Here is a 14,319-nt window from a genome sequence, read left to right as displayed (position 1 = left end):
GGCTAGCCGCGCAGGAACAGCATGATCTGCACCGGGTCGCGGCTTTCGCGCACGGAATCCCAGAGCTGCCGCGCGGCCAGTTCTTCGGGCGACAGCACGACCGCGGGGGTAAAGCTGAACGACGCTGTCAGCGACGAGGTGTCCCACGGCGTCTGCAACCCGTTGGTGGCGGCCAGCACGGCGACGCGGGTCTGCTTGAACACCTGTTCGATCGGGGCGCCGGGGCTGTCGATCTCGGCGGCCAGTGCCCGGGTGAAGGGGCTGTTGCCGTCGGCCCCGTCCAGCGCCACGGCGCCGGGCGCGGTGGAATAGGCGAGGTATGTGCCGGTCGGCGCCTTCATTTCCGCCAGCCCGTTGTCGCCCAGATCGGGGATCGCGGCGAAGGGGTTGTTGCGGCAGGCATCCAGGATCACGATGTTGGTCTTGTTGCGGGCCGAATACATCTGCCGCAGGATCGCATCGGCGGGCACGCCCACCAGCCCCAGGTCGGCGGCATCGGTCAGGCTGGCATCGACCGGCAGCAGGTAGTTCGCCCCGAACGACTGCACGCCATGCCCGGCATAGTAGAACAGTCCGGTCGCATCCGCCCCCGCCTCGCGCAGCTGGCGGCCGAACTGACCGATGCCGCGTTTCAGGTCTGCCTGTCCGGTGTCGATCAGCAGGGTGACGGTGAATCCCTTGCGTTCCAGCGTGCCGGCCATCAGTTGCGCATCGGCCACGGCATTGTCGAGCGGTGCCACCGCCTGATAGGCGCCATTGCCGATCACCAGTGCGAAGCGCGGCTCTGCCAGTGCAGGGGCGGCCCAGGCCAGCAGGACAAGCAATGCCGCACGCATCGTCATCTTCACATCATCCATTGACCACCGCAAATTCGATCCGGCGGTTGCGCGCCTTGTTTTCCGCCGTGTCATTGCCCGCAACCGGGCGTGCCTCGCCATACCCGACCGAGACCATGTGTCCTGGCTCGATGCCTTTCGACGCCAGATAGGCCGCAACCGATTCCGCGCGCTGCTGCGACAGGCGCTGGTTGGTGGCCTCGCTGCCGTCGGCATCGGTGTGGCCCGACACTTCGATGGTCATGCCGGGACAGCGCGCGATGATGTCGGCCAGACTGTCCAGAAGCGGCGCGCTTTGGGGGTCGAGCCGGGCAGAGCCTGCGCGGAAGTAGATGTTGCCCGAGCGTGACAGGACTTCGAACCGGCCCTTGCAGGCTTCGGGGTCGAAATCGCCCGCCGCTTCCAGCGCCACGGCGGCGGGCTGTTCGAGGACAGGAGCAGGGGTCGCCGCCGCCGTGCCGTTGCGTGCGAAGATGAAATCGAAGCTGACGGTGGCCGACGGCACGATGGCCACCGTCGCCGCCTCCTCCAGCTTGCGCACGCCATCGTCGAGCGCGAAATCCGATGTCGCCACCGGAATCGGCGCGGCTGTGGATACCGCCACCAGATTGGCGTCGATCAGCGTCAGGGTCACTTCGGCCTCGAACGCCTTGGTCACGCCATGCAGGCTCAGCGTGTAGGGCAACAGCACGGTCTTGCGCCGCACGGTTTCCAGATCTGTCACCCAGGCCGGGTCGATGGTGGTTTCGATCATCGCTTCGGGGAACTGGAAGGTCTCGAACAGCAGGAACCGCATCCGCACGTTGCGCAGGTCGATCTTGGTATCGACCGAGTCGAGCAGCACGGTGATCCTGGCCGCCCCCGAAGGCTCGATGGCGCCGGTGAAGGTGACGAAGCCGCTGGATTCGATCTTGGTCAAGTTCTTGACCGACTGGAAACGCAGCGACGACGCCTCGGGTTGCAGCGTCCAGCCGCCCTCGAACGGGTTAGACTGGGCGGTGGCGGCCATCGGCAGGGCAAGACCCAGAATGCCGAGCACCAGCACCCGCAAGGTCAGATTCCGCAGCAACGACACAAGCGCCATGGCAGCCTCCGGTCCTTCCGGTTGCCGATCCGCGACCGGCGTTACCGTCTGTTTCCGGCATCATCGCAATCTTGCCCGCGTCTGGCAATGATCATGCGCGGCACAGTGTCAGAGGACTGTTTGCCGCAGCCTTGCAGACCCGTGCCCATCACGCCCCCATGACACCGGTGGCCTTCGCCAGCCCGTCAAAGGCGCGCAGCGTGGCGATCAGCCCGGCCATCTGGTCGATGGGAATCATGTTCGGCCCGTCCGATGGGGCGTGATCCGGGTCCTGATGCGTCTCGATGAACAGGGCCGAGATGCCGACCGCACAGGCCGCCCGCGCCAGCACCGGCGCGAACTCGCGCTGCCCGCCCGACGATCCGCCCAGCCCGCCGGGCTGCTGCACCGAGTGGGTGGCGTCGAACACCACGGGGTAGCCGGTGGCGGCCATGGTCGGCAGCCCGCGGAAATCGGTGACCAGCGTGTTGTAGCCGAACGAGGTGCCGCGTTCGCACAGCAGGATGTTCTGGTTGCCGGTGCTGGCGATCTTGGCGGCCACGTTGCCCATGTCCCACGGTGCCAGGAACTGGCCCTTCTTGACGTTGATCACCCGCCCGGTTTCGCCCGCCGCCAGCAGAAGGTCGGTCTGGCGGCACAGGAACGCCGGTATCTGCAGCACGTCGCAGACCGTGGCGGCGGTGGCGCACTGGTTGGCCTCGTGCACGTCGGTCAGCACCGGGCAGCCGAATTCCTCGCGGATGCGGCCCAGAATCTCCAGCCCCTTCTCGATGCCCAGCCCCCGCTCGGTGCCAATCGAGGAACGGTTGGCCTTGTCATAGCTTGCCTTGAACACGAAGCGCGTGCCGGTCGGGGCACAGGCTTCAGCGATGCGGCCGGCCATCATCCGGGCGTGATCCAGGCTTTCCAGCTGGCAGGGGCCGGTGATCAGCATGAAGGGGTTCAGCCCCCCCACGGGAATGTCGCCGACCGTGACGATCCTTTGTGTCATCGTGAAGTCCCTTCGTGTCTCAGGCCACGCCCGCGCGCAGGCAATCGTGGATATGCAGGATGCCCAGCGGCAGGTCGTCGCCGTCCATCACCACCAGCGCATTGATCTTGCGGTCATTCATGATCGCCAGCGCCGAGGCGGCCAGCGCGTCGGAGCGCACCGTCACCGGATGGCGCGTCGCCACCTGTCCGGCGGTGCGGGTCATCAGGTCGGCCATGTTGCGCCGCAGGTCGCCATCAGACACCACGCCGACCAGCCGCCCGCCGTCCTCCACCGCCGTCACGCCGAAGCCCTTCGAGGTCATTTCCAGCAGCGTCTCGCTCATGCTGGCGCCCACGTTGACCAGCGGCAGGCTGTCGCGCTTGTGCATCAGGGCCGCCACCTGCATCATCTGCGCCCCCAGCTTGCCGCCGGGGTGGAACACCTTGAAATCCTCTGGCTTGAAGCCGCGCAGCTCCATCAGCGCCACCGCCAGCGCATCGCCCAGCGCCAGCGTCAGCGTGGTCGAGGTGGTGGGGGCCATGCCGATCGGGCAGGCTTCGGGTGCGTCGGGCAGCAGCAGGCGCAGGTCGGCAGCCTGCATCAGGGTGCTCTCGGCCCTTTTGGAAATCGCGACCAGCGGCACCTTGAAGCGGCGGGTATGGGCGATCACGTCGCGCAGTTCCGCCGTCTCGCCCGAGTTTGAAATCAGGATGCACACGTCATCGGCGGCGATCAGGCCAAGGTCGCCGTGGCTCGCCTCGGCCCCGTGCAGGAAATAGGCGGGCGTCCCGGTCGATGACAGCGTGGCCGCGATCTTGCGCCCGATGTGGCCCGACTTGCCGATGCCCGACACGATCACCCGGCCCGTGGCGGCAAAGATCAGCCGCACCGCTGCCTCGAAATCGGGCGGCAGATGGTTGGCCAGCAGCAGCAGCGCCTCGGCTTCCGTTCGCAGCACGCGCTGGCCGCTGAGCATGACAAGGGAGGGGTGGGGGGGTTGCAGGGTCATGGGCAAGCTTTCCGGGCACGCGCCCCGGCCGGGCGCTGCCGGACCATAGCCAGAACCGCCCGGAATGCCAATGCTCGGGCGGCGGCGCGGGCTTTTCTCCCCCGGCCGGGCGCGCTATGGGACGCCATGCGCCAGACCCTGACCGAAATCTACGAGACCCGCGTTGCAACCGGCGACCTGCGCCCCGACCCCGCGCAGCACGGCGTCCTCGTGGCGCTGGAAGACCTGCGCGCCTGGCTGGAGGCGCAGCCGGAACGGCGCACCGGGCGCTTTGCCGGCCTGTTTTCCCGCCCCGTGACCCCGCCGAAGGGGCTTTACCTCTGGGGCGGGGTCGGGCGCGGCAAGTCGATGCTGATGGACCTGTTCACCGACGCCACCGCCATTGCCGCCAAGCGCCGCGTGCATTTCCATGCCTTCATGCAAGAGGTCCACCGCGCCATGCACGCCGCCCGCAAGAAGGGGGTGGAGGATGCGCTAGCCCCCTTTGCCGACAGCGTGATCCGCGACGTGCGCCTGCTGGCCTTCGACGAGATGCAGATCAACGACATCACCGATGCAATGATCGTGGGGCGGCTGTTCGAGCGGCTTCTGGCGGCGGGCGTGGTGATCGTCACCACCTCGAACCGCCCGCCCGAGGATCTGTACAAGGACGGGCTGAACCGCGCTCTGTTCCTGCCGTTCATTGCGCTGCTGCGTGAACGAATGATCGTTCGGGAACTGGAAAGCCCGACCGATTATCGCCAGCACCGGCTGGAAGGGGCGCAGGTCTATTTCACCCCGGCGGGCAAGTCTGGCCCCGCCATCACCGCGATCTGGGCAGATCTGACCGGCGGGGCACCCGGCCAGCCGCTGCACCTGCCGGTCAACGGCCGCGAGATCACGCTGCCGCGTTTCGCCAACGGGGTGGGGCGCGCCTCGTTCTGGGATCTGTGCGCGCGCCCGCTGGGGCCGGCCGATTATCTGGCGATCGCCGCGGCGGTGCGGGTGCTGATACTGGAAGACATTCCGCAGCTTTGCGCCTCGAACTACAACGAGGCGAAACGCTTCGTCACCCTGATCGACGCGCTTTACGAGGGCCGGGTGCGGCTGGTCTGTTCCGCCGCCGACCAGCCGGAACGTCTGTATATCGAAGGCACCGGCTCGTTCGAATTCGAACGCACCGCCAGCAGGTTACGGAAAATGCAGGCGGCGGGCTGGGGGCAGTAGGAATGTCGCCGGCCCCGGGGCCGGCCGGGTCGGCCGGGCAGGGCGCGGCCGGTCGACAGGCCGCCGGCGGTCTCGTCGGCGCGGCCCGCACCGGAGGGCCATGTTCAGGCCGCGGCGAATTCCGCGCGGCTGTAGCCCTGGATGAACAGCAGCGCCGTCAGGTCGCCGTGGTTTATGCGGATGTCGCACTGTGCCGCGACGCTGGGCTTGGCGTGCAGCGCCACCCCGGCCCCGGCGCGCCCCAGCATCCCCAGATCGTTCGCCCCATCCCCCACCGCCAGCACGTCAGCTTCCAGGATTCCCAGCCGGGCGGAAATCTCCTCCAGCGCCTGCACCTTGGCTTCGCGGCCGAGAATGGGTTCCGCCACCGTCCCGGTCAGCACCCCGCCCGCGATGTGCAGCACGTTCGCCCGGTTCTCGTCAAACCCCAGCGCCGCCGCCACCGGCCGGGTGAAGGCGGTGAAGCCGCCCGACACCAGCGCGGCGTAACTTCCCTGCGCCTTCATCGTCGCCACCAGTTCCCGCCCGCCGGGCATCATCGTGATGCGATTGGCGAACACCCGTTCGATAACTGCCTCCGGCAGCCCTTTCAGCAGCGCCACACGTTCGCGCAGCGCCGCCTCGAACGGCAACTCGCCGTTCATCGCCCGCGCCGTGATGCCCGCGACATGCGCCCCGACCCCGGCCTCGTCGGCCAGTTCGTCGATGCATTCCTGCCGGATCATCGTGCTGTCCATGTCGGCAAGCAGCAGCCGCTTGGCCCGCCCCGCCGCCGCCTGCACCACCAGATCGACGCCCAGCCCCTGCAAGCCCTGCCACGCCTCCCAGCGGTTCGCGGGCATGGCCGCCACGGCAAACTCCGCCGCCACGCCGGGGTCAAGCCACACCGCCTCGCCCCCGCCCCAGGCATTGCGCAGAGACTCGACCGTGGTGCGGTCAAGCGTGGGACGGGCGGGGTCGGTCAGCAGGGTGGCAATGAACATGGCGGCTCCGGTCTGGGAACGCTGCGTCGCTTTCGCACAGCGATGCGGCGCTTTACGATGATTTTCCGGCTTGTGCCACCCCGCCGCCGCGCTTAGACCCATCGGTGGGACACCCCTCCCCACCGGGGGGCATTTATCTGGAAGGATACCATGTCTGATCTGCAAGCACCGGCCACGCGCCCGGCAAATCCGCGCTTTTCCTCTGGCCCCTGCGCCAAGATCCCCCAATATTCGCTGGACATGCTGTCGGACGCGCCGCTCGGCCGGTCGCACCGCGCCTCGGTCGGCAAGGCCAAGCTGAAACGCGCCATCGACCTGACGCGCGAGATTCTCGGCGTGCCCGCAGGCTATCGCATCGGCATCGTGCCGGGGTCCGACACCGGCGCGGTCGAAATGGCGATGTGGTCGCTGCTGGGGCAACGCCCGGTGGAAATGCTGGCCTGGGAGAGCTTTGGCGAAGGCTGGGTCACCGACGCGGTGAAGCAGCTCAAACTCGACGCCACGGTGCGCAAGGCCGCCTATGGCGAGGTCGTCGATCTGGCAGAGGTCGATTTCGACAAGGACGTGGTCTTCACCTGGAACGGCACCACCTCGGGCGTGCGTCTGGCCAATGGCGATGCCATTCCGGCCAACCGCGCCGGCCTGACCATCTGCGACGCGACCTCGGCCGCCTTTGCGATGGACCTGCCGTGGGACAAGCTCGATGTCGTCACCTTCTCCTGGCAGAAGGTGCTGGGTGGCGAGGGCGCGCACGGCATGCTGATCCTTGGCCCCCGCGCGGTGGAACGGCTGGAAAGCTACACCCCCGCCTGGCCGCTGCCCAAGATTTTCCGGCTGACCGCGAAGGGCAAACTGATCGAAGGCATCTTTGAAGGCGAGACCATCAACACGCCGTCGATGCTGGCGGTGGAAGACTACCTCGTGGCGCTCGACTGGGCGAAGGCCATCGGCGGGCTGCCCGCCCTGGTCGCTCGCGCCGAGGCCAATACCGCGGTCGTCGCGGCCTTCGTGGCTGCCAACGACTGGATCGCCAACCTCGCGGTCGATCCCGCCACCGCCTCCACCACCTCGGTCTGCCTGAAGTTCACCGACCCGCGCATCACCGACGGCGCCGCCTTCGCCAAGGCCGTGGCCAAGCGGCTGGAAAAGGCGGGCGTTGCCCTGGATGTCGGCGCTTACCGCGACGCGCCTCCCGGCCTGCGCATCTGGTGCGGCTCGACGGTCGAAGCGTCCGATGTCGAAGCCCTGATGCCGTGGATCGCCTACGCGTTCCACGCCGAAATCGCCGAACTGGCCAGGGTCGCCTGACCTGCGGGCGGGGCCAAACCCCGCCCCGTTTCCCGCGACCGATCCCCATCCCTCATTGACAGGAGCCCGCCATGGCCCCCCGCGTTCTCGTTTCCGACGAACTTTCCGAAACCGCCGTCCAGATCTTCCGCGACCGCGGGGTCGAGGTCGACTACATGCCGAAACTCGGCAAGGACAAGGAAAAGCTGGCCGAAATCATCGGCCAGTATGACGGCCTTGCCATCCGGTCGGCCACCAAGGTTACCGAAAAGCTGCTGGCGCTGGCGACCAACCTCAAGGTGATCGGCCGCGCGGGCATCGGGGTCGACAACGTCGACATCCCGGCCGCCTCGAAAAAAGGCGTGATCGTGATGAACACGCCGTTCGGCAACTCGATCACCACCGCCGAACATGCCATCGCCATGATGTTCGCCGTCGCGCGCCAACTGCCCGAGGCCAACGCCTCCACCCATGCCGGCAAATGGGAAAAATCGCGCTTCATGGGGGTGGAGCTTTTCAACAAGACCCTCGGCGTGATCGGCGCGGGCAACATCGGCGGCATTGTGTGCAACCGGGCTGTCGGGCTGCACATGAAGGTCGTGGCCTACGACCCCTTCCTGTCCGAGGAACGCGCGAAAACGCTGGGCGTCACCAAGGTCGAGCTTGACGAGCTGCTGCACCGAGCCGATTTCATCACCCTGCACGTCCCGCTCACCGACAAGACCCGCAACATCCTGTCGGCCGAAAACCTCGCAAAGACGAAAAAGGGTGTTCGCATCATCAACTGCGCCCGCGGCGGTCTGGTGGACGAGGCGGCCCTGGCCGAGGCGCTTAACTCCGGCCATGTCGCCGGCGCCGCCTTCGACGTGTTCGCGGTCGAACCCGCCACCGATTCGCCGCTGTTCAACCTGCCCAACGTGGTGGTCACGCCGCACCTCGGCGCCTCCACCACCGAGGCGCAGGAAAACGTCGCCCTCCAGGTTGCCGAGCAGATGTCGGATTACCTGCTGACCGGGGCGGTGCAGAACGCGCTCAACATGCCCTCTGTCACCGCTGAAGAGGCGGCCGTGATGGGCCCCTGGCTGAAGCTCGCCAGCCACCTCGGGTCGTTCGTCGGCCAGATGACCGACGAGCCGATCAAGGCGATCAACGTGCTTTACGACGGCACGGTGGCCAACATGAACCTCGCGGCGCTGAACTGCGCCACCATCGCCGGGGTGATGCAGGCCACCAACCCGGATGTGAACATGGTTTCGGCACCCATCATCGCCAAGGAACGCGGCATCCAGATCTCGACCACCCGGCAGGAAAAGACCGGCACCTTCGACGCCTACATCAAGCTCACCGTGGTCTCCGACCTGCGCGAACGCTCGATCGCGGGCACCGTGTTCTCCGACGGCAAGCCGCGCTTCATCCAGATCAAGGGCATCAACATCGACGCCGAAATCGGCGAACACATGCTCTACACCACCAACGAGGACGTGCCGGGCATCATCGGCCTTCTGGGCATGACGATGGGCAAGAACGGCGTCAACATCGCCAACTTCACCCTCGGCCGCTCCGGGATCGGGCAAGAGGCCATCGCGATCCTCTACCTCGATCAGGCGATCGACCCGAAAGTGGTCGAAACGCTCGAAGGCACCGGCATGTTCCAGCAGGTCAAACCGCTGCAATTCGACGTTGCCTGATCCGTCGCGGTCCTGACCGCGATACTGAGGGGCAGGGGGCCGACACCTCTTGCCCTTTCACATTGGCCCAAATATCCCGGAGGTCCGGGGGCAGCGCCCCCGGCCTTCCCCTTCAGGCGGACCGGACATGCGCAGCTATGCCATCGGCGACATCCACGGCCATCTCGACAAGCTGAAGTCCCTGCACGCGCGCATCGCCGCCGACCGCGCCGCCATCGGCGATGCCGACGCGCCGATCATCCATGTCGGTGATCTGGTCGATCGCGGCCCCGACAGCTGCGGCGTGGTCGAATACCTGCGGGCGGGCATCGCCGCGGGCGAAAACTGGGTGGTGCTGAAAGGCAACCACGACCGGATGTTCACGCTCTACCTGACTGACCTCAAGGCACATGATCCCGGCCTGCGTCCCGAACTCGGCTACCTGCATCCCCGGATCGGCGGGGTCACGACGCTGGCCTCCTATGGCGTGGCGAACGCGGGCGAACGCCCGCTGGCCCCGGTGCTGGCCGATGCGCAGGCGGTGGTGCCTGCCAGCCACCGCGCCTTTCTCGAAACCCTGCCGACCTCTTTCCGGCGCGGTGCGGCGGTCTTCGTCCACGCGGGCATCCGCCCCGGCATCCCGCTGGAGCGGCAAAGCGAAACCGACCTCGTCTGGATCCGCGAGCCGTTCCTCTCCGACACCCGCGACCACGGCGCGCTGATCGTGCACGGCCACACCGCCATCGACCGGCCGACCCATTACGGCAACCGCCTGAATCTCGACAGCGGCGCGGCCTACGGCGGGCCGCTGTCGGCCGTGGTGCTGGAAGGGCGCGAGGTGTTCCACCTGACCGAAACCGGCCGCGTGCCGCTGCGGCCCTAGCCGTTTCGCAGCGTCATCCGCCGCGCAGACCGGTCATCTTGCCCAGTCCGGCACCTCTGGCGCAGGCAGAACCCGCCCGCTGCACGTCCCGAAGCCGATGCGGTAGCCTTCGCCCAGCGCCGCGCCGCGCAGGGTCACGGTATCGCCATCCTCGATGAAACAGCGGCTGCCCCCGGCAATCGCCACTGGCTCCTTGCCGCCCCGGCTCAGTTCCAGCAGGCTGCCCTGCTGGTCCTTCCCGGCACCCGAGATGGTGCCCGACCCCAGCAGGTCGCCCACCGTCATCGGGCAGCCCGACGTGGTGTGGTGGCAGAGCTGCTGCGCCGCCGAGTAATACATCTCGGCATGGTTTGTCCGCGCCAGCACGGTCTCGTCCCCGCCCTCCGGCGTCAGCGCCGCCTCCAGCGCGATGTCGTAAAGCATCGGCCCCGGTTCGCGCAGATAGGGCAGCAGCGGCACCTCGCGCACCGGCCCGGCCACGCGGAACGGCTGCAACGCCGCCGCCATCACGATCCACGGGCTGATGGTGGTGGCCGTCGCCTTGGCCTGAAACGGCCCCAGCGGCTGGGATTCCCACGCCTGGATGTCGCGCGCCGACCAGTCGTTCAGCAGCACATAGCCGAAGATCATCGCATCGGCCTCTGCCACCGACACCATGCCCGCACTGGCCTGCCCCACCACCGCGCCCAGTTCCAGCTCGAAATCGAACCGCTTCGAGGGGCCAAGATGCGGCACATCCGCGCCCGCATGCTTCAGCTGGCCCAGCGGGCGGCGCAGGTCAGTGCCCGAAACCACAACCGACGACGCCCGCCCGTTATACCCGATCGGCAGATGCAGCCAGTTCGGCGGCAGCGCGTTTTCCGGGTCGCGCAACAACGCGCCGACGTTGACCGCATGGTTTCGCCCCGAGAAGAAATCGGTGAACTCCGCCACCAGGAACGGCAGGTGCATCTGCACCTCCGCCATGGGCAGCAGGTAATCCTCCAGCAGGAACCGCTTCGCTGCGCCTTCGGCAAGAAACCCCGTCACCTGCGCACGAAAATCCGCCCAAGCGTCAGGGCCAAGCTCCATGAAGTCGTTCCAGAACGGCACGTCGAACACCGGCTGGTCGGCCACGACCAGAAGGTCTTCCTCCTCCAGCACCGTCACGTCCAGCACCATGTCGCCGATCGCCACGCCACAGCGCGGCGCGTCGTGCCCGACCGAGAACACCCCGCAGGGCAGGTTGTTCAACGGAAAGTCGGTGGTCGCGAAGTTTGCGCTTTCCACCCATGATCTCAACAGCATCTCTTGCCCCGCCTCCAACATGTGCCTGCGTGCCGACCCTACTTCACCCCCGGCATGGCGTCGAATACCTTCGTCAGGCTTTCCCGGCCGCCGATCCTGCACCGCGCGCACGGCGAAGGGATCAGGCTTCGCGCCCCGGCGCCGGTTCGGGCCGGTTCATCCGGCCCAGCGCCAGCACCCCCGCCACAAAGGCCGCCAGCGTCATCCCGGCGATCACCCAGAAGAACACCGCGTCGCCGAACCGCGCCATTAGCACCCCCAGCAGCAGCGGGCAGACGATGCCCCCCGCCAGCCCGGCCGCGATGATGGTGGCCGACACGCGCGCATCATCCCCCATCCGCACCGAGGCGCAGACGTAGAACGCCGGGAAGAACATGCCGGCACAGACCCCCAGCGCCACGAAGAACAGTGCCGCGTCCACCATCGCCGCCCCCAGCGCCAGCCCCCCCGCCAGCCCCAGCGCCAGCGTGAACAGTGTGAAAGGCGCCAGCGCGCCCGACACCCAGACCAGCCCCAGCCGTGCCGCCAGAAACGCGACGAAGAACAGCGACAGCAGTTCCGCCGCCCGCGCCTCGGTCTCGCCCGCCGCAATCAGCGCCACCGGCCCCAGCCCGATCAGACTGGCCTCGACCCCGATCGCCAGTGCCCCGAACGTCAGGATGCCCGGCCGGAAGGAAAACCTCCCGGCGGTTGCCGTGGCAGGCTCGGCGGGGCCGGCCGCGCCCGCTCCCAGCACCGCCAGCCCCGTCAGCACCGCCACCAGCCCGTAGGCCAGCCGCGTGTCGCTGCCCAGTGCCACGAAGGCCAGCGGCGCGCCAATCGCCCCGATGCCGAACACCGCGTTCAGAAGGCTCAGCATCGCCGGGCCGCGCGCGCCAAAGCGCATCAGGAAGCGGCGGTTGTAGATCGTCGTCGAGCCTCCGTAGCCCGCGCCGAACACCACCGCGCCCAGCAGCACCAGCCCCCAGTGCAACCCCGATGCCACCATGCCGGCCCCCAGCGCCATCAGCGCCAGCATCAGCCGCGGCGTCACCTTGTCGGCGCGCAGGAACATGGCCGTCACCCCGACGGCCGCCCCCACCCAATGCGCCGACACCAGCAGCGCCACCTCGTTGCCGCCAAGCGCGAACATCCGGGCAAAGGCTGGCAGCGCGGGGCCATACATCGACTGCCCCGCCCCCATCAGCACGAAGCTCAGCAGCCCCACGACCAGCAAGCCTGCGTTCGTTCCCACCAGTTGCCGCATCATCCGCCCCCGATCTGCAGGCGCCGCCATCGCCCGGCCTGCGGCCACTGTCAACCGCCCCCACAGGCTTGCGCGCCGCCTGCCTTTCCTGCACCAATGCAGAAAGCCCGATTTCCCGGAGCCATACCTTGAGCAGTTTCGACCTAGCCGCGTTTCTGCCCTGCCAGCCTGCGGTCGCCGCTTCGTCCGGCAGGCGCGGCTTTGCCGGTCGCCGGGCTGACCCTGACGCAATCGCCCGCCATCCCGGAGCACCTGCGCAAGACGCGCTGCGCGGGCTTCCCGATCCGGCTGGCCGCACCCGGACCCGCGCCGCCGCGGCCCCGGGCACGGCGGTCACGGGCGAAGGCCGGATGCAGCATCCCAGCACCCGCGGCCGGAAGGCGCCGGACCGGATGCTCGACGAACCCGCCACCGGCCGCTTCCGCCGCGGCAGGATCGTCAGCCTTGCCGACATCTGCCCGGTGCCGCAGGCAGGCAACGCCCGGCACCGGCGGGTGGACGTTGCGTCCTTCTCGCGTATCCCGGCAATCCTTGACACCTTGCATTTCAACCCGGCCTTCGCCGCCGCAGCCCCCGACAGTCACAAACCCGAGGTTTCCAAATGACCAACATCGTTATCCTCTCTGCCGCCCGCACCGCCATCGGCACCTTTGGCGGCGCGCTGTCCGGCGTGAGCCCGATCGAGCTTGCCACCGTCGCCGCGAAGGCGGCGCTGGAGCGTGCGGGCCTGCCCGGCGCCGCCATCGGCCAGACCGTGTTCGGCCACGTCATCAACACCGAGCCGCGCGACATGTACCTGTCGCGCGTTGCCGCGATGCAGGCCGGCGTGCCCGAAACCGCCCCGGCGATGAACGTCAACCGGCTGTGCGGGTCGGGCGCGCAGGCCATCGTTTCGGCCACCCAGTCGCTGATGCTCGGCGACGCCGACTTCGCGCTGGCCGGCGGTGCCGAATGCATGAGCCGCGCCCCCTACGCCCTGACCACCGCCCGTTTCGGCCAGAAGATGGGCGACACCGGGGCCGTCGACATGATGACCGGCGCGCTGACCTGCCCGTTCGGCACCGGCCACATGGGCGTCACGGCGGAGAACGTCGCAGCCGGGCACGGCATCACCCGCGAGGCCCAGGACGCCTTCGCGCTCGAATCCCAGACCCGCGCCGCCCGCGCCATAGCCGAGGGCCGCTTTTCCAGCCAGATCGTCCCGGTCGAGATCGCCTCGCGCAAGGGCGCGGTGTCGTTCGCCCAGGACGAACATCCGAAAGCCACCAGCCTCGACGCGCTGGCGGGCCTGCGCCCGGCCTTCCTCAAGACCGGCAGCGTCACCGCGGGCAACGCCAGCGGCATCAACGACGGCGCCGCGGCCCTTGTCCTCGCCCGCGCCGATGCCGCCGACCGCCAGGGCCTGACCCCGCGCGCCCGCATCACCGGCTACGCCATTGCCGGCGTGCGCCCCGAGGTGATGGGCCTTGGCCCGATTCCCGCCGTCGAGGCGCTCTTGGCCCGTACCGGCCTGACCGTTGCCGACTTCGACGTGATCGAATCGAACGAGGCTTTCGCCGCCCAGGCCCTTGCCGTCAGCGCCACCCTCGGCTTCGACCCCGCACGCGTCAACCCCAACGGCGGCGCCATCGCGCTGGGCCACCCGGTCGGCGCCACCGGCGCGCTGCTGGTGGTCAAGGCGCTTCACGAGCTGGAACGCACCGGCACCCGCCGCGCCCTGATCACCATGTGCATCGGCGGCGGCCAGGGCATCGCGCTGGCGATCGAGCGGATCTGACCTCCACTGCGCTTCTTCTTGGTCCAAATACCCCACGGTGATGCGCGCCCGGAAAACCTTCCGGTGGAAGGTTTTCAGCGC

The 14,319-nt window shown here is 68.3% G+C and carries 13 protein-coding genes; 6 read left to right on the top strand and 7 right to left on the bottom strand.

The window, feature by feature from the left end; all coding sequences use genetic code 11:
* Nucleotides 1–2: 2 nt before the first annotated feature.
* The 4 genes from RNZ50_21155 to RNZ50_21140 form a co-directional block, all read right to left on the bottom strand.
* Nucleotides 3–842, bottom strand: a complete 840-nt coding sequence (locus RNZ50_21155) for a caspase family protein (protein MDT8857503.1) — start codon at nt 840–842, stop codon at nt 3–5.
* Between the two features lie 7 nt (nt 843–849).
* Complete coding sequence (locus RNZ50_21150; protein ID MDT8857502.1) at nt 850–1,920, bottom strand: OmpA family protein; 1,071 nt, start codon at nt 1,918–1,920, stop codon at nt 850–852.
* 148 nt (nt 1,921–2,068) lie between these two features.
* Nucleotides 2,069–2,911, bottom strand: coding sequence for a 3-deoxy-8-phosphooctulonate synthase (gene kdsA / locus RNZ50_21145; protein ID MDT8857501.1), 843 nt, complete (start codon nt 2,909–2,911; stop codon nt 2,069–2,071).
* Between the two features lie 19 nt (nt 2,912–2,930).
* The gene (locus RNZ50_21140; protein MDT8857500.1) at nt 2,931–3,902 is read right to left on the bottom strand and encodes a KpsF/GutQ family sugar-phosphate isomerase; all 972 of its coding nucleotides are present in this window, start codon (nt 3,900–3,902) and stop codon (nt 2,931–2,933) included.
* A gap of 126 nt (nt 3,903–4,028) precedes the next feature.
* On the opposite strand from RNZ50_21140, the gene zapE reads away from it, so the two are divergent.
* Nucleotides 4,029–5,108 carry a cell division protein ZapE gene (zapE, locus tag RNZ50_21135; GenBank protein ID MDT8857499.1) on the top strand — a complete coding sequence of 360 codons (1,080 nt, stop codon included), beginning with the start codon at nt 4,029–4,031 and terminating at the stop codon, nt 5,106–5,108.
* 104 nt (nt 5,109–5,212) lie between these two features.
* Here the strand turns inward: zapE and serB are convergent, their stop codons facing one another.
* Entirely contained in the window at nt 5,213–6,091 is an 879-nt protein-coding gene (gene serB / locus RNZ50_21130; GenBank protein ID MDT8857498.1) for a phosphoserine phosphatase SerB, read from the bottom strand.
* Nucleotides 6,092–6,241: 150 nt separating this feature from the next.
* On the opposite strand from serB, the gene RNZ50_21125 reads away from it, so the two are divergent.
* The 3 genes from RNZ50_21125 to RNZ50_21115 all read left to right on the top strand — a co-directional run bounded on the left by RNZ50_21125 (nt 6,242) and on the right by RNZ50_21115 (nt 9,928).
* A complete protein-coding gene (locus RNZ50_21125) occupies nt 6,242–7,399 on the top strand; it encodes a phosphoserine transaminase (GenBank protein MDT8857497.1) in 1,158 nt (385 codons plus the stop codon).
* A gap of 71 nt (nt 7,400–7,470) precedes the next feature.
* On the top strand, nt 7,471–9,066 hold the full coding sequence (gene serA, locus RNZ50_21120; GenBank protein ID MDT8857496.1) for a phosphoglycerate dehydrogenase: 1,596 nt from the start codon (nt 7,471–7,473) through the stop codon (nt 9,064–9,066).
* A gap of 127 nt (nt 9,067–9,193) precedes the next feature.
* Complete coding sequence (locus RNZ50_21115) at nt 9,194–9,928, top strand: metallophosphoesterase (GenBank protein ID MDT8857495.1); 735 nt, start codon at nt 9,194–9,196, stop codon at nt 9,926–9,928.
* Between the two features lie 33 nt (nt 9,929–9,961).
* On the opposite strand, the gene fahA is transcribed toward RNZ50_21115, so the two are convergent.
* Together fahA and RNZ50_21105 are read right to left on the bottom strand one after the other, a co-directional pair.
* The gene (gene fahA, locus RNZ50_21110; GenBank protein ID MDT8857494.1) at nt 9,962–11,215 is read right to left on the bottom strand and encodes a fumarylacetoacetase; all 1,254 of its coding nucleotides are present in this window, start codon (nt 11,213–11,215) and stop codon (nt 9,962–9,964) included.
* Between the two features lie 121 nt (nt 11,216–11,336).
* The gene (locus RNZ50_21105) at nt 11,337–12,461 is read right to left on the bottom strand and encodes a hypothetical protein (protein MDT8857493.1); all 1,125 of its coding nucleotides are present in this window, start codon (nt 12,459–12,461) and stop codon (nt 11,337–11,339) included.
* Nucleotides 12,462–12,589: 128 nt separating this feature from the next.
* On the opposite strand from RNZ50_21105, the gene RNZ50_21100 reads away from it, so the two are divergent.
* Together RNZ50_21100 and RNZ50_21095 are read left to right on the top strand one after the other, a co-directional pair.
* Nucleotides 12,590–13,066 carry a hypothetical protein gene (locus RNZ50_21100; protein MDT8857492.1) on the top strand — a complete coding sequence of 159 codons (477 nt, stop codon included), beginning with the start codon at nt 12,590–12,592 and terminating at the stop codon, nt 13,064–13,066.
* Nucleotides 13,063–14,238 carry an acetyl-CoA C-acyltransferase family protein gene (locus RNZ50_21095; protein ID MDT8857491.1) on the top strand — a complete coding sequence of 392 codons (1,176 nt, stop codon included), beginning with the start codon at nt 13,063–13,065 and terminating at the stop codon, nt 14,236–14,238. The genes RNZ50_21100 and RNZ50_21095 overlap by 4 nt, the downstream gene beginning before the upstream one ends.
* Nucleotides 14,239–14,319: the final 81 nt, after the last annotated feature.

Source organism: Paracoccaceae bacterium Fryx2, from assembly GCA_032334235.1.
Taxonomy (GTDB): Bacteria; Pseudomonadota; Alphaproteobacteria; order Rhodobacterales; family Rhodobacteraceae; genus JAVSGI01.
This window is presented reverse-complemented; position numbering and strand designations above follow the sequence as displayed.